The sequence below is a fragment of the Candidatus Zixiibacteriota bacterium genome (genome assembly GCA_036480375.1).
Classification (GTDB): Bacteria; Zixibacteria; MSB-5A5; order GN15; family JAAZOE01; genus JAZGGI01.
This window is the reverse complement of sequence record JAZGGI010000015.1, coordinates 1-21,893: the sequence shown is the minus strand read 5'-3', so window position 1 is coordinate 21,893 and position 21,893 is coordinate 1. Positions and strand designations below refer to the sequence as shown.

Genomic DNA, 21,893 nt, shown 5'->3' with positions numbered 1-21,893 from the left:
AGAACATCATAGATCAAAATTAAACGACATTAAAACCGAGAAGAAGAAGATAAACTGCCAGAACGAGCAAAAGGCTTCGAATAGTAATTACTATAGGCCTGAATCCTTTTTCATGTACCTTTGCCAAGCCTTTTAATCTCAACCAATTGAGTACACGGATTCTGACTTTCACGATGTAGGGAACCAAGGGTATAAGTATGGCCAGAACAATTGCGACCGCGATATATTCCATATTAGGTTCCATAATTCCCTCCTTTTTATAATCATCAATAAATATACAAAACCGCCCTTAAAATATTCAACCGGAATTAACTGATTTTCTGTAATAAAAATCTCTTGGATAAACAGATCGCTCGAATTATAATTATAGGGGTGGCTAAAATTATATCTTCTTTGCTACAGCTAACGCTGCCAGAGCTTAAAAAAATGAGGTGAGGTTATGCGAAAATTATTCTTTCTTCCAATATTATGCGTATTAATTGCGTTCTCCGGATGCGGTGAGAAAAATATCGATCCGGTATCTCCCGCAATTGAAAATCCGGAAATTGTTCCGGAAGACGTCCTAAAGATTATGGAACAGTATGTCCCCGATGAGGAAAATTGGACCGAAAACAGCCTTGACGCTTCCGGAAACATTACCGAAACATTATCCGGAGACTATGACATATATTCCGTGACGCTCCTTTGGGGTAATTTCATGCCGGGAACTGATATTGATAATGCTCTCGATGATTGGTCGGGCAGTCTGTCATTCAATGGCGTCGGAGAAATCAAGGTTTCTTTCCTAATTGATTTTGAGCGAGGCCAAGATGAATTACTGTTTGATAATATTCCTACTTCGGAATCATGGGTTTCATATACTGGTTTGGATTTGGACGGCATCAGCTTTTTGGTATTTTTCGATAAGAGTGTTTATTATTTTGCCGCGCCGATTTTGACCTTTAAAACCGAACAAATTACTCTTGAATTTCCCTTTGAAAAACTGGCTAAACTTGACGCCTATTATCCCACCAGTAATAGCGGCGGCGTCGGGATTCACTCCCGCCTGGTATGGGATAACAATTGCCAGGGTGGATTAATGGAAGGTAAATGGATAAAAGAATCATTTGGATCAGGTAAAGGGAGAATTGAGGCTCTCTGGATTGATCGTTTTGGCGAACCGTTTGGTTATTTCACGGGTATGTTCTGGACTGATGACAGTGGCCGTGGAAGATTTTTTGGGAGCGTTTCGGGTTATATTACCGACCACGTAATTGCCGAAGTCAAAGGTTGCTGGTATTATGATGATTTGAGATTGTGCCCGATGTGCGGTGAATCGCATGGCGTCTTCATGGGATATTATCGTAATATTATGGACGGTACTCACGGTAATATCGCCGGTGAATTCGGCGATATGGCCATTGATCCCACAATTTTGGAACTGCCTTTGAGCGGAATTTGGAAACAACGCTGCCGTAAACCGTCTCATTCATTTAATGATTCTGAGGGAGTTGGCCAATAAATTTATTAATGCGTAAATTATTAAAAAGCCCGATACTCTCATCGGGCTTTTTTGTTTATAATTTCATTCTACTATGCGGCACCATTCGCTAATCAACTTGAAAGCGAATACTCACATCTTACCCTACGGGAGGTGGAAGTCTGTACCCTTATTAAAAACGGTATGAGCTGCAAACAAATTGCACTTTCATTAAGTATTTCACCACAAACTGTTCTGAAACAGCGGTCAATTATAAGAAAAAAATTAGGTATAAATAATAAAAAGGTAAACCTCGCATCATATCTTCAATCAATGAAGTAAGCCAAAACTTAAGGTAATGATATGCAACTCATTGTTAAATAAGAGATTTTAGAAACAACTAATAACTGTGTCATTAATCGTATATAAAATAAGGTATATATCGTACCCTATAAATGCCCAAAATTACCCTCTTGCCAAATGCCTAAAACACATTTTATTGTAAACTACAAATGTGCTCGTTTCGAACGGATCCCCTCGGCGGCGCATTCCCCCCCAAGAGCGCATAAGAGCACTGCGCCTCCAGTTCGATCGGGCACTTTTTTTATACGAGTAATATTAGTACGTGGATTAAATAAGATTATTTGGCATCGCGGACGTAACCTTGACGCCCGCCGTTTTAATTCCCGATGGCAATTATCATCGGGAATTTCATTTGTGATTATTCGCAGAATATCTTTACGGTTTCTTTTTCGTCATCGACGACTATGCTGGTTTCTTTTAATCCCATCAAAAGATTGTCGATGGCATTGGAGTCGAGGTTATTGAGGTCAATATTAATTCCTTTATCTTTGAAATGATTGCTGATTTTTTCCTTGTGGCCATTCGGCAGAATAGAGCCGAGCTTCATGCCAGCCTTGATAAGCATTATCGGTACTTTAATATTGACCCAGTCTCCATGGCGGCCTCCGGCGCCTTGGCCATTTTTAGGCTCAACCATGATTCTTAAACTTTTTGGTTTTCGTGTTTTTGTTTTGGTTGATGCAACCGCTGCGTCGTTTTGTTCTTGGTCCAGAGCGTCAAGCAATTTCTCCGCCTCTTCGGCCGTGATTTTCCCCTCGGCGACCATGTTGAGGATTTTTAGTCTTTCTTCTGACATGACTATTCTCCTTTCTCCATTATTTTCAAAGCTTCTTTAACCGAAATTTCGCCCCGTTCAATGCTGTTAAGAATCTCGATAGACCCGGATGTGGGGTTGATCTCGATAAAATCGAGAGATGATGATATTTTATTCAATCGGTTTTTTACCGTCGGGTAACTGATACCAAAAAACTTCTCCATTTGCGTAATTGAGCCGTGACAGCGAACGAAAGCGGCAATAAATATTTGCTCATCGGCAGTTAATCTTGCCAAAGGCGGTAAATCAAATTCGCCGTTTATTTCAATTCCGGTATTGGCCAATCCGACCTTCTTTATGACAATTTCTTCATTCCCGGTAAGCCTGGTTAATTCCTGCCAATCGTGTGCCATTTTATTCCCTCCGATTAATATTCTTAATATCTTGTACGATCAAACATTAAAATTGTTCAATATAATATTGAATTATTTTATGAAACACAATGAATTTATCAATAATTTTAAGAAATCTTGAGAAATGGATTGATTTTTGACGAAATTAGTGGATTTTTCAGGTACTTTGTGGATGTTCACATACTAATTGATATATAAAAACCTAATTAATCCTGCAGCTCTTTTGTCAATTCCATAATCCTGTCATTGGGGATCGCGGGCCAGCTTTCGACTACATGAGCGCCGTGAGACCGGGTAATAAGGGAAACTTTAACCGCGGTTTCTTCATCAGGGGCCTCATATATATCCATAAAATCCCAGGTACCCAGAAGCGCATAATGCGCCAGGAATGTTACTTCAGGGCATTTTTGTTTAATTTCGGTAAGCCATGTCCGCGCTTCGCCTTCGCGGTCTCTAAGTTTTGAGGCAACTTCAATCAGATTGGCATCCGCCTTTGTTATTTTTGTCATTAAAACAAATGTTTTCATAAAACAACCTCCCTGTAAAACTCCCTGAGCGCGGAATAATTTATTTTGTCGAGTTGTCTGGAATCTATGAATCAGTCCGGAAAGACCTAACTCCAAAATATATACGATTTAAGAGATGATTTTAGAAGCCAAAAAACTAAACCTATTTTATATTTGAGCTACCTCCGAAACTGCCAACTATTTTTTGCTTAATACGTTTTGAATATCGATTCCGGTCGGATATTGAAATACTTTCAAATCGAATAATGGGATGGCGGCCAAAAAATGATCAAAAATATCCGATTGAATTCCCTCATATCTAATCCAATCTTTGTCCGAGCTGAAAACATAGATTTCTAACGGTAATCCATGCTCTCCCGGTTGGAGCTGGCGGATTAGAAACGTCATGTCTTTGTTTATCATCGGATGGTTTCGCAGGTAGGCCGCGATATAGGCCCGCAGGGTTCCGATATTAGTCAGATTGCGCGCGTCGGCAAGGTTTGAACCTGAGATTCCCAATTTCTCATTGTGAGTTTTTAATTCGATCCGTTTGTTTTGAATATATTCGGACAGCATTATTATTTTTTCAAATTCGGCAATCATATCTTCGGTGCAGAATTTAATGCTGTTAATATCGATATTAATGGCTCGTTTAATCCGGCGCCCTCCCGAATCGGACATTCCCCGCCAGTTTTTGAACGTGTCGGATACCAGTGTATAAGCGGGTATGGAAGAAATTGTTTTATCCCAATTTTGAACTTTGACGGTGTGGAGAGAGACATCTATAACATCACCGTCGATTCCGTATTTGGGCATTTCGATCCAATCGCCAATTCTAATCATATCATTAGCCGATAATTGAATACCGGCCGCCAATCCCAAAATGGAATCCTTAAAAACCAGCATAATAACGGCCGTTATCGCCCCCAGGCCGGTTAGTAGAGCCCAGGGTTTTTGCCCCATGATGGTTGCGACAGTTATAATGGCTACGGCGATAACTCCGATTATTTTTACAATCTGAATATAACCTTTGATAGGTTTTTGCCGGGACATCTCAAAGGTGCCATAAATATCAATGACGGCATTCAGAAAAGCGTTAAAGGCAGACATTCCGGTCAGGGCCATATAGGCCACAGAAAACCTTTTCAGATAAACCGAGATCTCAGGGAAAAAATCAGCGCAGAAATACAGTACAAGGGCGGGGGCCAGGTGAGACAGGCGGGAAAAAACTTTATGCCTGAGAAGAATATCGTCCCATTGTGTTTTACTTCTTTTAACTACATAAGAAATAATCGAAACCAGGATTCTTCTGGCTGCCAAATTAGCGATTGCCGCCAGAATAATTAGTCCCAGCGCGAGCATTATCCAGCTTGATATCACTGATAACGCTTCCGAGAAACCCAGCCCGGTTAACCAATTTTGAATATATTCCTGCATGGCCTAATTCCCTCAATAATGTTTAGTATCAATAATAAGAATCAGGTAATAAAAAGCAATTTCTAAATTCCGAGAAATTTCCAAGAGCTTTCTCTGTTACGGGTAGAGAACATTTCTCAAAATGGGTTTGTTTCCTCAGATTAACGTTTTTGGTCATATCAAGTCGGTGGTAAATACGACAGGCGAGGGCCTGTTTTTTTGTAGGGACAACTCTCGAGTTGTCCTGAAATTGCAAATACTCGCAAACGCGGGCTCGTCGCGACAAGCCCCTGCGGTTATGTATATCATTTATATAATCCATACTACTAACTGCGGGTTATTCGGAAACAATGTGGGATTGGTTGGATAAATGTATGTGCACCTTTCAGGAACACACTCGGAGAATTTAGTTCTTTCGGGGGAGCAACCGGGTCAAGTATAACCACTCCGACAGCGACAAGATTTAGTTGTTGTGCAAAAATCGGGGAAACCTTATATTATTATAGAGGAGGTTGACGCTTGGGTACATTCATAGCAATTCTAATTCTAACGACTGCCGTGGCTGGGCTGGTCAAAAAGCTTAGCGAGCGTAGTGTATCGCTAAAACGGTGGAGTTGGCATCTCGGCGTCTTGATTGAGGCGACCGGAGTGCTTATCGCTATCCTCGGCTTCTGGCCTTCCGACAAACCCGCAACTCCTTCCGATGTTAGCAGTATCATATCCGAAAAAGTGGACAGCCTTCAGACAGATATCTTTGTCAAACTCGACAGTGACCACGAGGAGGTCACTTGCCGCATGGACAGACTTGAAGCGCTAATTAAGAAGACTGCCGGTCAGCCCGAACCCGATAGTTCTTTCCTGGCGGAAGCCCGTTCGCAGGCGGAATGCCTGGAGGGGATCGTCGAGACAGCGCTTGATAAAGGAATCGTGGCAATCGGTTTACAAAAGTATGATGAGGCCCTGACTCTTCTAGATATTGCCCTGAAGGCGGCAGGCGAAAACCTAATCCAGCGTGCCAAGGTTTTATTCTATATCGGGCTCATTCACTCCAAACGAGGGGAGTACATACTGGCGTTTGAATTATATGACAGTTGTATAACAGATGATCCAAGAAAATACGGAGCGTGGAATAACCGAGGCTCTGCGCTGTCCAGACTCAATCGATTTGATGAGGCATTGAATAGTTATGACAGCGCTCTTGCCTACAAACCTGACTTCCAAGATGCCTGGTATAACCGCGGTATTGCGCTATCTGAACTCGGTTTTCATAAAGAAGGGATTGCCAGTTATGACAGCGCTCTGGTTTATAAACCTAATTACCATGAAGCTTGGTACAATCGTGGTAATGCGCTGGACAATCTCAATCTTTACGAGGAGTCGATTGCCAGTTATGACAGCGCTCTGGTTTATAAACCTGACAAGCACGAAGCTTGGTACAATCGCGGTATTGCGCTGGGCAAACTCAATCTTTACGAGGAGTCGATTGCCAGTTATGACAGTGCTCTGGTTTATAAACCTGACGGCCATAAAGCGTGGCATAACCGTGGTAATGCGCTTCATAAACTTGGCCTTCACAGGGAGTCGATTGCCAGTTATGACAGCGCTCTGGTTTATAAACCTGACGACAATGAAGCGTGGTCCAACCGTGGCATTGCGCTGGGCAGACTCAATCGATTTGATGAGGCATTGAATAGTTATGACAGCGCTCTTGCCTACAAACCTGACTTCCAAGATGCCTGGTATAACCGCGGCATTGCGCTATCTGAACTCGGTTTTCATAAAGAAGAGATTGCCAGTTATGACAGCGCTCTGGTTTATAAACCAGACAACCACAACGCTTGGTACAATCGCGGTATTGCGCTGGGCGTACTCAATCGATTTGATGAGGCATTGAATAGTTGTGATAGTGCTCAAAAATATTCAATGGACAAATCAGAGGTTATTGTCCTTAGGCAATGGATATTGGATTTAATGAACGATTAGGCACATTGGGAAACATCGTACTATCCAGTAGGGACAACTCTCGAGTTGTCCCATTGTCGAAACCGCAGGGATTTCAACCTACAAATCCGGGGATGTCACAGGCGAAGGCCTGTTTTTGGCTGTCGCGTAATTTATCTGAACTTTCGCCAAGAGAATTAATTGAGCATTCAAATTGAGTTATGAGAAAATAGTGAGGCGTCAAAATAAGGCGCATTAATATTGGCCGCCGACTGATTGAGCCCGCTGTGATTGGTTTATGGTAATCCGACGGGATTCTTTGTCAGGAAATGCATCGTTCATTGAAATATGGAATTCATTTAAGTCGGCATTTAATCGATTGGTACAAATCTTAAGTCTTCTTAGTGCCTTGATAAAATAAGGATTGATATCCTGTGTGGAGCCAATCGAATCCAAAAGATAATCTTCGATTTCCGTGAGCCCCTTCATTTCCGATTGCAATTTTCCAATGCGACCTGCCAATGATTGGCTGGCCTGGGTGATGGAGTCGGCAACCTCGGCTAATTCATCGCCGCGCCGGAGAGTCAATTTCCAGCCAAAATCACCTTTACTCATTTTATCAATAGCGGTTGAGAGCCGTTTTCCCGGTCCCATGATACAATGAGTACATTTTCTTATTGTCAAAATCAAAAGAATTGAACCAACTAAAACGATGATCCCCGCGATTACCGGAAAAATTCCCGCCGCAAGGTCAAAAAAAGAGCCTGATTTATTCAGGCTTACTATGTTTCGATTGAGATAAAGAAAGGGAGTTATAAAAATGAACATCAATGCTATCACAAGATAAGTCAGTGAAATTGGCTTAAGCCATTTGCCGATGTTAAAAATGATTTTAGATCGCATACGGCGATTGTTCATTTTCGACTCCTTCACATTACTTGCAATAAAGGTATCGGCCGTTTGCGAATCACACTTGAGACAAAAACAGGTTATTTTTTCTTGACTATTGCATCGCGCTCCAATACTATTTCAATATCATGAAAGCTCCTTTTCCGCATGATGTCAGAGCGGTATTTACCGCGGGCGCCAAAGGACTGGCACTGAAGAAAATTTTTGCCGGTACTTTTTATCTGCTCATCGGGTATATTCTTTATACCGCGTTCACTTACCTGGCTCTATTGTACGATAGCGTTAGCTTTGAATATATCTGGCAATCGTACGGCGCTTTTCCTTTTCGTATTTACCCGTTTGATACCGTTATCGGATCGATAATTCAGGCATTCGGTCTCGTCTTCGCCGCGCTGGCCTTATCTTCCGGTATCATGGCCGGAGCGGTTATCAATTTCGAGGAAATACGCGGTAATTATTTCTTTTCCGCTTTTAATGCCATAAAATTTACTTTTTCGCGAATACCGACAATGATTCTGGGTTATGTTTCGGTGGCCGCTTTTGTCGGCTTTATCTATCTGCTTGGTCTTTTAATCGGCTTGATTTCACGCGTTCCGTTCATTGGAGAGGTTCTGGTTGGCCTGTTTTACCTGGTACCGGTATTCGTAACTCTGGTTTTTGTTGTCTTTATAATTTTCGCGGTGTGCGTCTCGGTGTTTTTATTTCCGGTTACAATCGCCGCAGGAAAAGAGAAGGAGCTTTTCGGTCCGCTCCTGCAAATGTTTTCAGTTCTCATAAAAGAACCGTTGAGGTTTTTCTGGTATCTCGCCCTCACCTTGATTCAAGCCAAGCTGTTTTCATTCATTCTGGCGTATGTGTTTTTTAGAACAATTCAGCTTTCGCGATTAATCCTTTATACGGGGGGCGGTGAAAAAATATCGCGCATGTTCGCGTCGGCGGTTAATTCCTTGCCAACCGATTCAACTCTTGCCAAATTTGTTTTTAATATATTTCCCGGCGTAGATTTTGGATTCGGATTCTCTCGCTGGAGCCAGGCCGGCGATCCTTCACTCGGTACAATTCTTCTGGCGATTTCGTTTTTTATATTGTTTGTCTTAATCCTCGGATATGCGCTCTCAATTATTTCTTCGGGACTGGCACGAGGTTACGTTGTTATCAGGCGAATGAAAGACGATTATTTTATCACCGAAGAAGATCCGCTTAACAATTCCAACGGTTACGCCAATCCTCCAATTAATGAAGATGCAGAATAACGGATTTATATAGATTGGAAAAACAATGAGTTTCTGGGCTTATTTTTGGATTTTCGCGCCTCCGGTAATTCTGGTTGTTATCGGGATTATTTATTACTTGGTAACTTCACCGGTCGAAGAGGCGGGGGATAAATCATGAATTCGATTCATATCGGGCTTGTACTATATTTATTATTTTTGATTTTCATCGCCTTCTACTCATTCCGCTTTAATAAAACCATGGGTGATTTTCTTCTGGCGGGCCGAAAACTTGGCGTCTGGGTCGTCACTTTTTCCGAACGCGCTTCCGGCGAATCAGCCTGGCTGCTTCTCGGGCTCCCCGGCGTCCTTTTCGCCTCTGGTTTTATGGAATTATGGGTCGCCGTAGGATGCACCTCGGGAATTTTATTTTCATGGATGTTTATTGCTCGCAAATTGCGGCTTGAAACCGGAAAATATAACGCCCTGACTCTTCCCGATTATCTGGAAAAAAGGTTCGGCGATGACACACACGGTTTGCGAATATTTGCCAGTATTGTCATCACATTCTTTTTTACTTTTTATGTTTGCGCCCAGCTCATGGCGGCCGGAAAACTATTTTCGCTCTTTCTTCCCATTAATGAATTGACGGCGATGTTTATCGGTGGGGGGATAATCGTCTTTTATACTCTCATGGGTGGCTTTCTGGCCGTCGCCTGGACCGATTTTGTGCAGGCTATCTTAATGATTTCGACACTGGTGATCCTTCCTATCGTTGCTGTCATGGAATTGGGCGGATGGAATTCCGCTATTGAACAAATTACCATCGCCAGTCCCAATCATCTTGATATTTTGGGCGGGCAAACAGGAATCGTCGCCTGTCTGTCAGTCATCTCCGGATTAGCCTGGGGGTTGGGTTACATGGGACAGCCGCATCTGTTGACGCGATTTATGGCTGTCAAAAATCCCAATGATTTGCGCAAAGGAACCGTTATCGGAATTAGCTGGGCGGTGATAGCCTTCTGGGGAGCCATGTTTATCGGACTTTTTGGGCTTATTCTTCTGGCCAATAACCCCGAGGCCGCCGCCGATCAGGAAAAAGTTATGCCGCTTTTAGCCATAAAACTCCTTCCGGGATGGTTGGCCGGGATACTTTTGGCCGGAGCATTGGCGGCAATGATGTCAACCGCCGACAGCCAGCTTTTGGTAACGACTTCGGCCCTATCCGAAGATATCTATCACCAACTGATGAATAAACAAGCGGCCGACAAAACACTGGTCGGCATGTCTCGCATTATTACACTCTGCGTCGGTGCGGTCGCATTTATTATTGCGCTGATATCTGAAGATCTGGTGTTTAAAATGGTCGGTTTTGCCTGGTCGGGTCTGGGAGCCTCGTTTGGTCCGGTTTTATTTTTAACATTGTGGTGGAAAAAAATCACCCGTGAAGGTGCTATGGCCGGCATGCTGTGCGGGACAATCGTAACTATTATCTGGCGTTTGACTCCGGCTTTAAAAGCAACTCTGTTTGAAATCGTCCCGGCCTTCTTCATTGCCCTGTTGGCCTGCGTCTTTGTCAGCCTGGCGACGAGGAAGAAATAGATCGGTTAAATTAGATGTTGGGGAAAACATTCTTTATGAGGGGATGGCGCGAAAAATTATACTACTACAAATCACGCCTTGACCTGCAATATCTTTTTATAACAGCGATCGTAATTCGACTAATTTATCTGGCATTGATGCTGGGACAGGTAGAATATTCACATCTTCTTGAAATAGCTCCCGATACGATTCGATACGTTAACATCGCCGAAGGTATACTAAATCTGGATGTACCGGATGAAAATGCCGTTATAATTTTCGGTCCCGGGTATGGTTTCTTTCTGTCAATTGTATTTTTCCTTTTCGGCAATGGCGCATTGGGAGTGCTCCTCATTCAAATCATCATTAGTAGTCTGAGTTGTCTCTTGATTTATAAGCTCGGCAAAGAACTGACAGAATCAAAGGCAGTCGGATTAATTGCCGGATACTTATTGGCTATATCGTTTACTTCGATTTCACTGGCAAACATTGTCCTGTCGGATACGCTTTTCTTTTTCTTATTCTTGTTGGGGAATGTGTTTTTTATCATAGCGCTAAAACATGATAACCGCCGCTATTTTATTTATTCAGGAATCATACTCGGGCTGTCGGCTTATGTGCGATCAATCGGACAATTATGGCCGTTGGCGATGCTGCTTTTGATTTTTATCCTGCCTGTAAATAATAAATCTTTATCATGGTGGAAAAGCCGTTTTACCAGATTAAAGCGAGCCTGGATTGCCCCAGTTATTGCGCTTCTTCTTATATCTGTTTGGATCGGCCGCAATTATATTAAACATGATTATCCGTTGATGGCTTTGGCCGGCCCCGTTGGAGTTAGTAAAGTTGTCGCCCTCTCAGAATCGCGCGTCAATCAAAAAAGCACTTCGGAAATAGTAACTGGTTGGGTAAATAAGTATAAACACAAACACAATATTAAGGAATTTCCCTATATAGACTACGCTCGAATATATTATAAAGAAGCGTATTCGTCGTTTCTTAGAAATCCGACCGTCGTGATAAACGCCTACAAAGATATGCTCTGGGGGAATATAATTTCGGTAAATGAATTATACAGGACGCAACTTCCTCAATTGAAGGATAAAATTCTGAGTCGTATGGGACATTATCGAGTGGCACGAATTCCGCAACTATGTTTCTGGATCGGAATTGCGGGACTGGCAGGATTATTTATTCGCAAAAAATATTCAACAGGAATTTACCTGGGCATAATTCATTTGTACTTTATTTGCCTGTGCGGCTTTGCTCAATGGCAAGGTTCTCGTGTGTATTACCCCAATCAAATAGCTTGGATAATTCTATTTGCCTCTTTAATTGTCTCGATTATTCCTTTATCCCGGAAATTCGGTGAATTAATTCTTGGATTTCGCTCGTTTGTGGAGAATCTCAAGAAAAAACAATCGAGCACCCTTAACAAATCAATAGCGATTACAATAATTCTAATTCCCTGCCTGGTATTTTTGGGACATGCCCTGCTATATGGTAATTATATTATAGATGACGCCGGCATTTCTTACACTTATGCGAAAAACCTTGCTTCCGGTCATGGTCTTGTTCACAATATTGACGGGGAAGTAGTCGAAGGGTATTCTAACCCCCTCTGGGTATTTATACTTGCTCTTTTTATCAAGGTGGGTATTTTCCATCCGGTCATAACTCCCAAAATCATTTCCATATTTTTTGTGATTTTAATGCTGGTGATTATCGACCGCATATTCAGAACATACACGGAACATCCCATTCGGGCACCGATATATTTAATTATAGCAATTCTGCTGGTCACCAATGTGTCTCTTACGATCTGGGCCGTATCCGGTTTGGAAAACGGACTATATGGTCTCTTGATAATTTCCGGAATATATCGGTTGTATATTGAACTTACGCATCATAAGCGATTTGTCATTTCCGGCTTAATATACTTTCTGATTGCCATTACCCGACCCGAAGGAATAGTCTATTTTGTCGCGGCATTTTTTATTTCGATGTTTTGGATTCACGACAAAAAACAATTTAAAATCTATATTTTAAATCTGGTGTGGTTTTTATCTTGTTTTGGAGTTTACCATCTTTGGCATTATATCTATTTTTCTGAATGGCTGCCAAATACATATTACGCTAAAGTCCGAGATGTGCCAATACTCTATAAATTGACCGAGTTTAATCGCGGCGGATGGGCTTATATACGAAACTGTTTTTCCTCATACGGTTTATATCTTCTGATTCCCCTGGCAGCCGCTGCCCTTTGGGGTCGAAAAAAACTACTGGCTGCGATTTTTTTCGCTTCCCTACTCATATCTTTGGCGTTGCCCATTATTTCCTGGGGTGATTGGATGATGCAGTATCGCATTCTGCATCCCTTAATTCTGATATTAATAATTCTGGCCGGTTTAGGATTTATTACAGTTTTTAATTTTCTCGGCAATCGGCAAAAACTGGTTGGCTTGTCAGGAATAATAGTCATCTTATTATCCGGGTATTTGGTTTTCAAATCTGAGCGGCAATATCAATATCAGAAATCTCATTTTACGGTTCCATTTACGGCTATTCAGTCAACCATTCATGGTTTGAACCGCGATCTCGGAGATTCCCTTGGCATTGTCCACCCCACCGTTTTATGTGCCGATGTGGGCGCGACAAGTTACTATGGAGGATTGCGCGTTTATGATGTTGGACTTCTTGCCGATTATCATCTTGCTCGCTATCGATTCAAAGATTATTACGCTGATTATGTATTCGATGAACGCCGCCCCGATTTTATCAGTTATCAGGGGGGAGCGGTCGCCCAATTTACGCGAATGCGTAATTATCCGAAATTTAATAATATGTATGTGGCTTACAAAGAGCGTCACCTTGATGAAAACTACTTTGGCGAAAATGTCTACGATGGACAATATGTGAGAAAAGACATTATTGCGCGAGATGAAATTCCCTTTTTTGCCAAACCGATTAAAAGAGATGGATTTGCTTTGAATGCCTATTATTGTCCTAACCGTATTTCTCCAAAGGCATCAAGGATTCCGATTTGTTTGTATTGGGAAGGTGACCTTCTTGAGCCAAGTTTAGACAAACTTAATATTTCTTTAACTGATCCCGATGGCAGTCTAATATTTGATTCATTATTTAAAATAGGTTATGAGTGGTATCCACCCGATATTTGGGACGACAATAAAATGATTTGCCAAAATGTTTTTATCCCCCTGAATGCTAATGACAGGGATTCAATGTACTTATCTATTCAATTGGATAACGAAGATATCGATTCCAGTAAATTGATCATTAGAGATTGCGATATAGGTAATGATGAATTATACGCGATTGTCAGCTCATTTAATAAGCTTAAAGATATTATCCCGGGCATAAAAGACTATGCTTCATTGATGCATCTTGAATCTCGGGGTTTCTGGAATAGCGCTGAAGGCAAAGTCCAAATAAATGATTTGGCAAAAAAATTCCTGGGCGACCGGGCATCATGGTCATTTGAGAAAAATCATGATTCCTTATGGATGATAATAATGACAATGCGCCAAATTATGCCACAAAATGACATGATAAATGGTTATGGAAAATCGCTGCATGGTTATTACATATCAGCAGCCCAAAAATCACTTGATTCGGGATGGCAATCACATTCAAAAGCATTTGAATTTTTTAATCGCGCGATTGAGTCATATCCCTCCGACCCGAAACCAAGAAAAATCTTGGAACAAATGCGGCCCTGGATAGAATATCTGAATCTCCACAAGAATAGTCTTATGGAATATGGGAAAAATCTTCCCCTGACCAAAATGCTTGAGTTCTACCGCCATTTTTATCGAGAATCAAAAATAAAGTTTAAACCTTTTGAGAAATTCTTTATAACTCATTTGTTGCCCCACTATGATTATGTCGATAAGATTGACTCATTGGATGTCTACGATCAAGTCACATTAATGCAATTGAGAAAGCTGAGGGGCAATGTCAAAAAATCAATTAAATTGAATAATAGAATACAAACTTTTGGCAATAAAAAACTGGAACTACTCGATAGCCGATTGATACCATTAGATTCGGGGAAGTATTTATTTGAATCAGTTTTTATCCCGCATAACATTGCGGACAAACAATATGTTTTGAGCCTGAATATTGCAGGTAGGTCAATAGATGATATTCCTGAAAAATTCCGACATCGAGGGACCTTTCCGTATTCCTTTTATACATTACCACCCATACCAAAGTTAAAAAATCATATCCCAAATTACGCGTGGCAAATTTTGAATCTTGAGTTTGAACCTTATAAATATGAAATAACCGTATTCGTCAGCGGCGGCCCGCCCTGGCACCCCTTATTTAATGATCACGAGGGAGATAATTTCGTTGACGTTGAATAATAAAAATGCCCAATAAAAATGATCTTATTGGGCCATATCGCGGTTGTGTATTCACCCTACCAACTCAACAACTGTTCGAGATTTTCGTTGAGTTTTTCGACGCGGGCTTCATAGTCGGCTTTTTTGTTTTTATCTTTTTCGATGACATCCTTGGGAGCGTTGGCCAAAAAGTCAGGATTGGCCAGCTTGCGAGATAACTTCTCCAGTTGATTTTGCAAACCGCCCAGTTCTTTCTGCAAGCGCTTTCTTTCAAAATCAATATCGATCAAGCCTTCAAGGGGAATAAAAATCTCCGCGCCCGGCAAAACCGCCGAGGCCGACAGGGGCGGTTTTTTTATGTCGCTTCCGATAGAAACTTTTTCGATTTTGGCCAGACCTTTGTAATAATCAAAATACTCGGTCAGAATTTTGCCCAATGACTCATCTTCGACGCGAATATGAACTTCTGCCTTTTTGCCCGGCGGTACGTTCATTTCACTGCGAATATTTCTGATAGCGTTGACAACCTGCTGAATTCGGCTGAGGCGGGTTTCCAGTTCCTCGTCTTCAAATCGTCCATCCTGCTCCGGCCAGGGACCAAATAGGATAGTCCCATTATCGTCATCATTAAGACGAGAATAAATTTCTTCGGTCATAAATGGAATGAAGGGATGCATCAAACGCAAAATGCGTTTGAGAACATATCCGGCAACTTGCCGTGCGGTACGTTTTTCTTCGTTCGTCCCATCATAGAGTCTCGGCTTTATAAGCTCGATATACCAGTCACAAAAATCTTTCCAGACGAAATCATACAAAACTTTAGCGGCGTTATTAAGGCGGAATTCATTGAATTGCCGGTCAACGCCTTTGATCGTTTTATCCAGTCGGGAAAGAATCCATTTATCAATTAAAATTAAATTTTCATCCGGTAACGAATCAATATCAAGCTTTTCCTCACCCAGATTCATCATTACAAAGCGGGAGGCGTTCCAGAGTTTATTATTAAAATTGCGTCCAAGTTCGAAACTATTATGCCCGATCCAAGGATCCTGCCCGTCGGGTGTGGCCAGTATCAAAGATATTCGTAGGGCGTCAGCGCCGTGCTGATTGACAATTAAAACCGGATCAATACCGTTGCCCAGCGACTTGGACATTTTGACACCTTCGGAATCGCGAACCATACCGTGAATGTATACGTCCGTAAATGGCAGATTACCCAAGAATTCATATCCGGCCATTACCATACGCGCGACCCAGAGAAAGATGATATCCGGACCGGTGACGAGAACATCTGTGGGATAAAAAGTCTTCAGCAGTTTGGTCTGATTGGGCCAGCCGAAAACCGAAAAAGGCCACAGCCATGATGAAAACCAGGTATCAAGAACATCTTCATCTTGATTGATGATTTCCGATGAACATTTGGGACATTTTTCCGGATGCACTCGGGCCGCGATAGTCTCTCCGCATTCCTGGCAATAGTAAATCGGAATTCGATGTCCCCACCATAATTGACGAGAAATACACCAGTCCTGGATATTCTCCATCCAGTGCAGATAGGTTTTAGTCCAATGCTCAGGATGGAAACGAATTTTACTCGATTTAACCGCCTCAATACCCGGTTTGGCCAATGACTCCATTTTGACGAACCACTGCTCCGATAGCATCGGCTCAATGATCGTGCTGCAGCGGTCGTGAGTACCGACCGAGAGTTTGTATTTTTCAGTCTTAACCAGATATCCTTTAGAATCAAGATCTTTCAAAAGCCGCTTACGACCCTCAAATCTATCAAATCCCTTATATTTACCAGCGTTTTCATTGAGCGTTCCATCGAGGTTCATGATATTGACCTGTTCCAAATCGTGCCGGCGGCCGATTTCGAAGTCATTGGGATCGTGAGCCGGTGTTACTTTAACCACCCCGGTTCCAAATTCCGTATCGACGAAATTGTCAGCAACGATGGGAATTTCACGCTCCAGAATCGGCAAAATAACGGTTTTGCCGACCAGCTTTTTATATCGAGCATCCTTGGGATTTACCGCCAAAGCGGTATCACCAAGCATCGTCTCAGGGCGAGTCGTGGCGACCGTTAGATAATCATCGCTCCCTTTGAGTTTATATCTGATATGCCACAGATAGCTATCGATTTCTTTATGTTCGACTTCATCATCAGAGATCGACGTTTGGTCTTTGGGGCACCAATTAACAATCCTATGACCGCGATAAATCAGTCCTTTCTCATACAGGCGAATGAAGACCTCTTTAACGGCATTTGACAGATCTTCATCATAAGTAAATCTGGTTCTTTGCCAATCGCAGGAGCTTCCGATTTTTTTCAATTGATTAAGAATAGTATCTTTATTCTGATTGGCCCATGTCCAGACTCGTTCAACAAATTTGTCTCGGCCCACCTCCCGCCGGGTGGTGCCTTCTTTAATAAGCTGTTTTTCGACGATCACCTGGGTCGCGATACCGGCATGGTCGGAACCCGGAAGCCATTCAGCCTCATAGCCTTGCATTCTTTTATGGCGAATTAGAATATCCTGTATAGTATTATTGAGAGCATGGCCGAGATGGAGAACGTCGGTTACATTCGGAGGAGGAATAACGATCGTAAACGGTTTTTTCTCTGTATTCGGATCTCCATGAAATGCTGCAGATTCTATCCATTTTTTGGACCATTTTTCCTCGGTTTCCACCGGATTGTACGGCTTGCCCTTTTTATTTTCTTCAGCCATGTCAAAAAAATCTCCCGAATTCTTTCAAAACCATAAAAGATATTCTCTGCCCTCCCAAAAGTCAAGACAGCAAACAAAAATTGTCAAGGCAAAATGGAAATGTCCTATTTTGTTAATTGAGCATCCATCTTCATTCGTGCAATAGATTTCAAATTTAGCGACCTCCTCCAAGTCGATCTTTCCAAGATTTCCCGGTACTTCAGACTGACCCCCACCGTGGCTGATATGTAAAGAGCCATTAAACCTCTCTTCCACGATCACCTTCCGGGATATAACCTTTTCCTTAATCTGGTAGAGCTTTTTGTTGTGGGCGACGGTGTTGTCGTTTTTCACCGTGCGGATACAGAAGGAAAGAAATAGAATTAAAGAAAGAACGATGAAAAAGAGGAAAAGAGAATATAAAAAAACCATTGCCGAAAGACAGACTATGGCTTAAATTCTAACTACTCGTATCCAAATTGTCTGATGACATACGCCTTAGTGTCACTGGCTATCACAATGTCTATCACACTATCACCGCTGAAGTCGCTGGCTATAACCGCTCTTAGACTGCCTACTTCGGTGTTTTCTGAGTCTACATCGAAACCGCCTTCAGCGCAACTTGTCAGGATCAGCAACAGACCCTTATTGTCTGGCACGGGCATGCCAAGATCATCCAGTCCGTCCTATTCGGACCTGTTCTTGGAGAAACTAAGATCCAAGCGGCCATTAGAAAAGTCAATATGCATTGCACCGCCTGAGGCCACGTCGATTCCCATAAGGCCATCCTCTGATATTACGGTGCCGTACGAATCGTTGATCTGAGTACGCACTTTCTCGAAAAAGATCGAGTGCGTACCAAGCAACAACCAAACGCTGTCAACCACCAGTGCCTCGTATTCCTGTGAGCCACCCGCGCCCATGGCTTCGGCGGTGATAGTCCGCGCTCGCGTAATTGAAAGCTGGTCGATAAAGCGCCGCGTAATTCTCGTTCTGTTGGCGCCGGTGTCCAGATAGAAGACCAAGGGCACGCCATTATCACTGGTAAGCCGAACTAACGGGGAACCGAACCAGAAGAGGTTTATGTTGTTTTTCGCAGACGCCTCCGGACGAGCGAACGTGATTTGTTCCGCACCAAAGTCCTGAGTAACCGCCAGTTTCATATAGAATGGCAGGCCGATGATTCCATCGATGTCAATAATCGTGACGCCGGCCACCGAGAATTCGAAATCATCCCCATTCATCACATACACTGGATGGTTCTTCACCAGGATGTCACCGACGCGCATTTCGCGAATCATTCCGGGGCGGAATTCGACGGTCGCTTCGGTCGAGGTACCGGATTCGGCGACTTGATCCATCACCTCTACGCCGCATTCTTCAACGATATCATCAGTAACTACAGTGAGATCGGCTCCAGTATCAAGGGCGAACTGTTTCTTGTGGCCGTTAATCTCAACTTCCACCATTACATGTCCGGATGGGATAGTGGACGTGGCAAGGGTGAACGGTGCCGGTGGTATCCGATACTCCTCCCGGGGGAAAGTTTCAAAAGCACGCGCACAGACCAGGTCGCCCTCTTCGAGAATCGAATCGCTGATGAGCGTTGGATCAGAGCGGGCCCACGATACGAGATCTTCCCATCTCTGTTGAACCCAAAACATCTCTACGAGTGATTTCCGACTCAAGTTTCGCACCGTTGAATCCTCGCTGGTCAGAAGTTCAGAGAACAACGGCTCGGCTTCATAATAGTGGGCCGATTCAACCGATTCCAGGGCGCGGAGATATGCTTGTTGGTCGTGGGTGAAAGAAGCCCGCGCCGGGGGATTCAACACAAACGATTCTACCGCCTCCATAAAAGTCAACGCTCGCAAATAGGAGGCATCGACGACAGTAGCATGTGTTGTGGCGGGCAAAACTGTGACACCGCATCCAGAATTGCCCGTTGAAATGATTCCACTGAAAAAGCCAATAGCAGCCAGGGCTCCCATTGCGAAAACGAGTACGGCGAGTATTTTCAACGTGGTTTTCATGTTGTTTCCTTCTAAGATCTTTTTTCTTTAACATGGCCGACAGGAGCGACCAGGCAGAAAAGCTCATTGTTCTGCTGACGGAAGATGGTCTTGATTCCACAATCATCAATTTCGAAGGGGCAATTTATGAAGCTGGGGCAACGTAATAATGAATTGCCCGTAAACTGGCGCGGCTGTGAAATTGTATCAGTTGTCATCGAGTTGCTCAAGAATCTTTGCAGCGTTTGTGTTGTCCGGATTCAACTGCAGGGACGTTCGAAAGTTCTCGATACTTCTTGTGGTATCCCGAAGTTCCAAATGCGCCTGTCCAATACCGTCAAAGTTGGCCCAGTTAAAATCCGATTCTGGATGCTCATTGATGTTCAAACGCAGTAATCTTATAGCCTCATCATACATGCTCCTCCCGTGCAAAACCAGTTTTTCTTTTCTTGAAAGCCATTTCATATCTCTTTTACTCCAATTGTTCTGTAAACTAGAACAACTTAATCATAATTACGGGCGGAAAGCATGAAGGTTTCAAATATTTCATCTTGTTTTTTGGGCACAATAATAGTGCATTGATTACCAGACCATTGAAAAAATCGATTTGCATTTAATTAGCAAGCTTCGGGTTATGAGCCTGTACAGAAGTCCAAACAGTAGAAAGCATCAGACACTAACAGGTAATAATAGCAACAACTTAGCTTGAGCCTTTTGTCTGGTGTTTTCTCTTATTATCTACTATTTTGGCTAATTCTGTTAGAAAAATGTTAGAAAGAGGTGTATGTTATCATAGATGGGCGCCAACACGATAGGGGAAGTTGGCAACCATAACAGCATGCCTATCGTATTAATGAGCCCATAACGTCTTGAAAAAAGACACTGTCTCCCTTGTAGAAAATTCTCTCTTGGCCTTTGAAATAATCGTAACCTCCATGCACTTCAAATGTATACCTAAAATCGCCCTCAGAGAACTCTCTTGGCCCTCGAAATGGAGTACCATCCTCAAAATTCATTAAAGCACTTTTTAGAAAAGGGAATGCCTGTTCTTGAAAAAACTGTTCACCATACTCCGAATTATTTTGTCCTTGATATGCCATACACCAGATAGGATCTTCTTTATAGAAGACAACCTCTCTTCCGGGAGCCCAGATACTTCCCGCATAAGAATCATGATATCTCAAGTCACCCTCAGAATACTCATGATCCGTATGACCTTGCGATACCGGAATCTCGCACAAATGTTGTTTCCGTATTTTTTCTGTGGCCGCATAGGTATGTCTGTGTGCTTTGGCTATGAACGCTATGAGAGCGATTTTGTCCATATGGTTGATCCTTTATCGATAAGACCCAATATCTAATCTACGACACGCACTATTCCCGATCCGTTTATCAAAATCAAGAATAAATAAATCTTTTTCAGAATCATTATACTCATTGCGAGTAGATTATCAAGCCTTAATCAGTAATATCTCTTGATGGCAATCAACCGTGCGGACCTACAAATAAACGAAGAATATGATTTATTGACTATCGGGTTGTGTCGTTTCAGCCAAAAGTGAACACGAAGGTTTTGTAGATTTGGTATGTCAGAGAGGAGTTAGTTATGAGTGCCAACAGAAACCAGAGTCCTGAATCAGTAGTCAGAGAGATTCGTCGTAAGACGAGACGTAAGTATTCCACCGAGGAGAAGATTCGCATTGTTCTGGAAGGGCTTAAGGGGGAAGTCAGCATATCCGAGCTATGTCGTCGGGAAGGGATCGTCAGTATTCTGTATTATCGATGGAGCAAAGATTTCCTGGAGGCGGGCAAGAAACGTCTTTCTGGATATACGGTCCGTGAGGCGAGCAGCTCTGAGGTTGGTGATGTTCGTTCTGAGAACGATCAGCTGAAAAAGTTGGTGGCTGAATTGAGCTTGAAGAATCGTCTTTTGAAAAAAAGTATGCTGGCTTGGGGTGAGGCGTCGTCGATATATCCCAAACAAGAAAGGTCAGCAGAAAATATTAGATAATATTATTTTGACCTTCGGGCTGGTGACCCACAACAGAACTTGAATTGTTGTGATTCGTAAATGAAAGAGTGGTAACAGATTTGGTAGCGGGGGCAGGATTTGAACCTGCGACCTTCGGGTTATGAGCCAGCTCAAACGTCCGAACAACAGAAAGCACCAGACACGCGGCCATGGCAGTATAATCAGACCAATAGAAATCCGGCCCCCGCCGGTTTTCCCTTATTTTCTGCTGTTTT

The 21,893-nt window shown here is 42.7% G+C and carries 17 protein-coding genes and 1 pseudogene; 6 read left to right on the top strand and 12 right to left on the bottom strand.

Translation table 11 applies throughout. From position 1 onward, the window contains the following. Positions 1 to 19 precede the first annotated feature (19 nt). Positions 20 to 244 carry a hypothetical protein gene (locus V3V99_03140; protein MEE9441642.1) on the bottom strand — a complete coding sequence of 75 codons (225 nt, stop codon included), beginning with the start codon at positions 242 to 244 and terminating at the stop codon, positions 20 to 22. Between the two features lie 195 nt (positions 245 to 439). On the opposite strand from V3V99_03140, the gene V3V99_03135 reads away from it, so the two are divergent. After that, entirely contained in the window at positions 440 to 1,501 is a 1,062-nt protein-coding gene (locus V3V99_03135; protein MEE9441641.1) for a hypothetical protein, read from the top strand. A 679-nt stretch (positions 1,502 to 2,180) separates the two neighbouring features. Here V3V99_03135 and V3V99_03130 read toward each other — a convergent pair. The 4 genes from V3V99_03130 to V3V99_03115 form a co-directional block, all read right to left on the bottom strand. Next, entirely contained in the window at positions 2,181 to 2,618 is a 438-nt protein-coding gene (locus V3V99_03130; protein ID MEE9441640.1) for a hypothetical protein, read from the bottom strand. 2 nt (positions 2,619 to 2,620) lie between these two features. Continuing rightward, entirely contained in the window at positions 2,621 to 2,989 is a 369-nt protein-coding gene (locus V3V99_03125) for a DUF2089 family protein (GenBank protein ID MEE9441639.1), read from the bottom strand. Positions 2,990 to 3,195: 206 nt separating this feature from the next. Beyond that, on the bottom strand, positions 3,196 to 3,516 hold the full coding sequence (locus V3V99_03120; protein ID MEE9441638.1) for a GYD domain-containing protein: 321 nt from the start codon (positions 3,514 to 3,516) through the stop codon (positions 3,196 to 3,198). A gap of 177 nt (positions 3,517 to 3,693) precedes the next feature. Then, positions 3,694 to 4,932 (bottom strand): mechanosensitive ion channel domain-containing protein, encoded by a 1,239-nt coding sequence (locus V3V99_03115; protein ID MEE9441637.1) that lies wholly within the window; start codon positions 4,930 to 4,932, stop codon positions 3,694 to 3,696. 498 nt (positions 4,933 to 5,430) lie between these two features. Here V3V99_03115 and V3V99_03110 point away from each other — a divergent pair, with 498 nt between their 5' ends. After that, positions 5,431 to 6,894, top strand: coding sequence for a tetratricopeptide repeat protein (locus V3V99_03110; GenBank protein ID MEE9441636.1), 1,464 nt, complete (start codon positions 5,431 to 5,433; stop codon positions 6,892 to 6,894). A gap of 213 nt (positions 6,895 to 7,107) precedes the next feature. Here V3V99_03110 and V3V99_03105 read toward each other — a convergent pair whose 3' ends face one another. Further along, a complete protein-coding gene (locus tag V3V99_03105; GenBank protein ID MEE9441635.1) occupies positions 7,108 to 7,770 on the bottom strand; it encodes a hypothetical protein in 663 nt (220 codons plus the stop codon). A gap of 119 nt (positions 7,771 to 7,889) precedes the next feature. Between V3V99_03105 and V3V99_03100 the strand changes: the two genes are divergently transcribed. From V3V99_03100 to V3V99_03090, 3 genes are all read left to right on the top strand, one after another. After that, entirely contained in the window at positions 7,890 to 9,014 is a 1,125-nt protein-coding gene (locus V3V99_03100; protein MEE9441634.1) for a hypothetical protein, read from the top strand. A 135-nt stretch (positions 9,015 to 9,149) separates the two neighbouring features. Beyond that, a complete protein-coding gene (locus V3V99_03095) occupies positions 9,150 to 10,574 on the top strand; it encodes a sodium/proline symporter (protein ID MEE9441633.1) in 1,425 nt (474 codons plus the stop codon). Between the two features lie 35 nt (positions 10,575 to 10,609). Next, complete coding sequence (locus V3V99_03090; GenBank protein ID MEE9441632.1) at positions 10,610 to 14,941, top strand: glycosyltransferase family 39 protein; 4,332 nt, start codon at positions 10,610 to 10,612, stop codon at positions 14,939 to 14,941. 56 nt (positions 14,942 to 14,997) lie between these two features. On the opposite strand, the gene V3V99_03085 is transcribed toward V3V99_03090, so the two are convergent. The 5 genes from V3V99_03085 to V3V99_03065 form a co-directional block, all read right to left on the bottom strand. After that, on the bottom strand, positions 14,998 to 17,655 hold the full coding sequence (locus V3V99_03085; GenBank protein MEE9441631.1) for a valine--tRNA ligase: 2,658 nt from the start codon (positions 17,653 to 17,655) through the stop codon (positions 14,998 to 15,000). A gap of 443 nt (positions 17,656 to 18,098) precedes the next feature. After that, on the bottom strand, positions 18,099 to 18,293 hold the full coding sequence (locus V3V99_03080) for a hypothetical protein (protein ID MEE9441630.1): 195 nt from the start codon (positions 18,291 to 18,293) through the stop codon (positions 18,099 to 18,101). Positions 18,294 to 18,320: 27 nt separating this feature from the next. Beyond that, on the bottom strand, positions 18,321 to 19,667 hold the full coding sequence (locus V3V99_03075) for an aspartyl protease family protein (protein ID MEE9441629.1): 1,347 nt from the start codon (positions 19,665 to 19,667) through the stop codon (positions 18,321 to 18,323). Between the two features lie 186 nt (positions 19,668 to 19,853). Next, positions 19,854 to 20,111 (bottom strand): hypothetical protein, encoded by a 258-nt coding sequence (locus V3V99_03070; GenBank protein MEE9441628.1) that lies wholly within the window; start codon positions 20,109 to 20,111, stop codon positions 19,854 to 19,856. Positions 20,112 to 20,488: 377 nt separating this feature from the next. Beyond that, the gene (locus V3V99_03065) at positions 20,489 to 20,971 is read right to left on the bottom strand and encodes a DUF5680 domain-containing protein (protein MEE9441627.1); all 483 of its coding nucleotides are present in this window, start codon (positions 20,969 to 20,971) and stop codon (positions 20,489 to 20,491) included. A 281-nt stretch (positions 20,972 to 21,252) separates the two neighbouring features. Here V3V99_03065 and V3V99_03060 point away from each other — a divergent pair. After that, positions 21,253 to 21,585 (top strand): annotated as a pseudogene (locus tag V3V99_03060) (transposase). A 64-nt stretch (positions 21,586 to 21,649) separates the two neighbouring features. Here V3V99_03060 and V3V99_03055 read toward each other — a convergent pair. Next, positions 21,650 to 21,893: hypothetical protein (locus tag V3V99_03055; GenBank protein MEE9441626.1), on the bottom strand; the 244-nt coding region annotated here is incomplete at its 5' end.

What these genes read in the sequence shown, in the direction of transcription:
- V3V99_03075 (MEE9441629.1), bottom strand. Translation starts at nt 19,667, where the DNA reads ATGAAAACCACGTTGAAAATACTCGCCGTACTCGTTTTCGCAATGGGA.
- V3V99_03140 (MEE9441642.1), bottom strand. Translation starts at nt 244, where the DNA reads ATGGAACCTAATATGGAATATATCGCGGTCGCAATTGTTCTGGCCATA.
- V3V99_03120 (MEE9441638.1), bottom strand. Translation starts at nt 3,516, where the DNA reads ATGAAAACATTTGTTTTAATGACAAAAATAACAAAGGCGGATGCCAAT.
- V3V99_03070 (MEE9441628.1), bottom strand. Translation starts at nt 20,111, where the DNA reads ATGAAATGGCTTTCAAGAAAAGAAAAACTGGTTTTGCACGGGAGGAGC.
- V3V99_03115 (MEE9441637.1), bottom strand. Translation starts at nt 4,932, where the DNA reads ATGCAGGAATATATTCAAAATTGGTTAACCGGGCTGGGTTTCTCGGAA.
- V3V99_03135 (MEE9441641.1), top strand. Translation starts at nt 440, where the DNA reads ATGCGAAAATTATTCTTTCTTCCAATATTATGCGTATTAATTGCGTTC.
- V3V99_03130 (MEE9441640.1), bottom strand. Translation starts at nt 2,618, where the DNA reads ATGTCAGAAGAAAGACTAAAAATCCTCAACATGGTCGCCGAGGGGAAA.
- V3V99_03090 (MEE9441632.1), top strand. Translation starts at nt 10,610, where the DNA reads ATGAGGGGATGGCGCGAAAAATTATACTACTACAAATCACGCCTTGAC.
- V3V99_03100 (MEE9441634.1), top strand. Translation starts at nt 7,890, where the DNA reads ATGAAAGCTCCTTTTCCGCATGATGTCAGAGCGGTATTTACCGCGGGC.
- V3V99_03105 (MEE9441635.1), bottom strand. Translation starts at nt 7,770, where the DNA reads ATGAACAATCGCCGTATGCGATCTAAAATCATTTTTAACATCGGCAAA.
- V3V99_03125 (MEE9441639.1), bottom strand. Translation starts at nt 2,989, where the DNA reads ATGGCACACGATTGGCAGGAATTAACCAGGCTTACCGGGAATGAAGAA.
- V3V99_03065 (MEE9441627.1), bottom strand. Translation starts at nt 20,971, where the DNA reads ATGGACAAAATCGCTCTCATAGCGTTCATAGCCAAAGCACACAGACAT.
- V3V99_03095 (MEE9441633.1), top strand. Translation starts at nt 9,150, where the DNA reads ATGAATTCGATTCATATCGGGCTTGTACTATATTTATTATTTTTGATT.
- V3V99_03085 (MEE9441631.1), bottom strand. Translation starts at nt 17,655, where the DNA reads ATGGCTGAAGAAAATAAAAAGGGCAAGCCGTACAATCCGGTGGAAACC.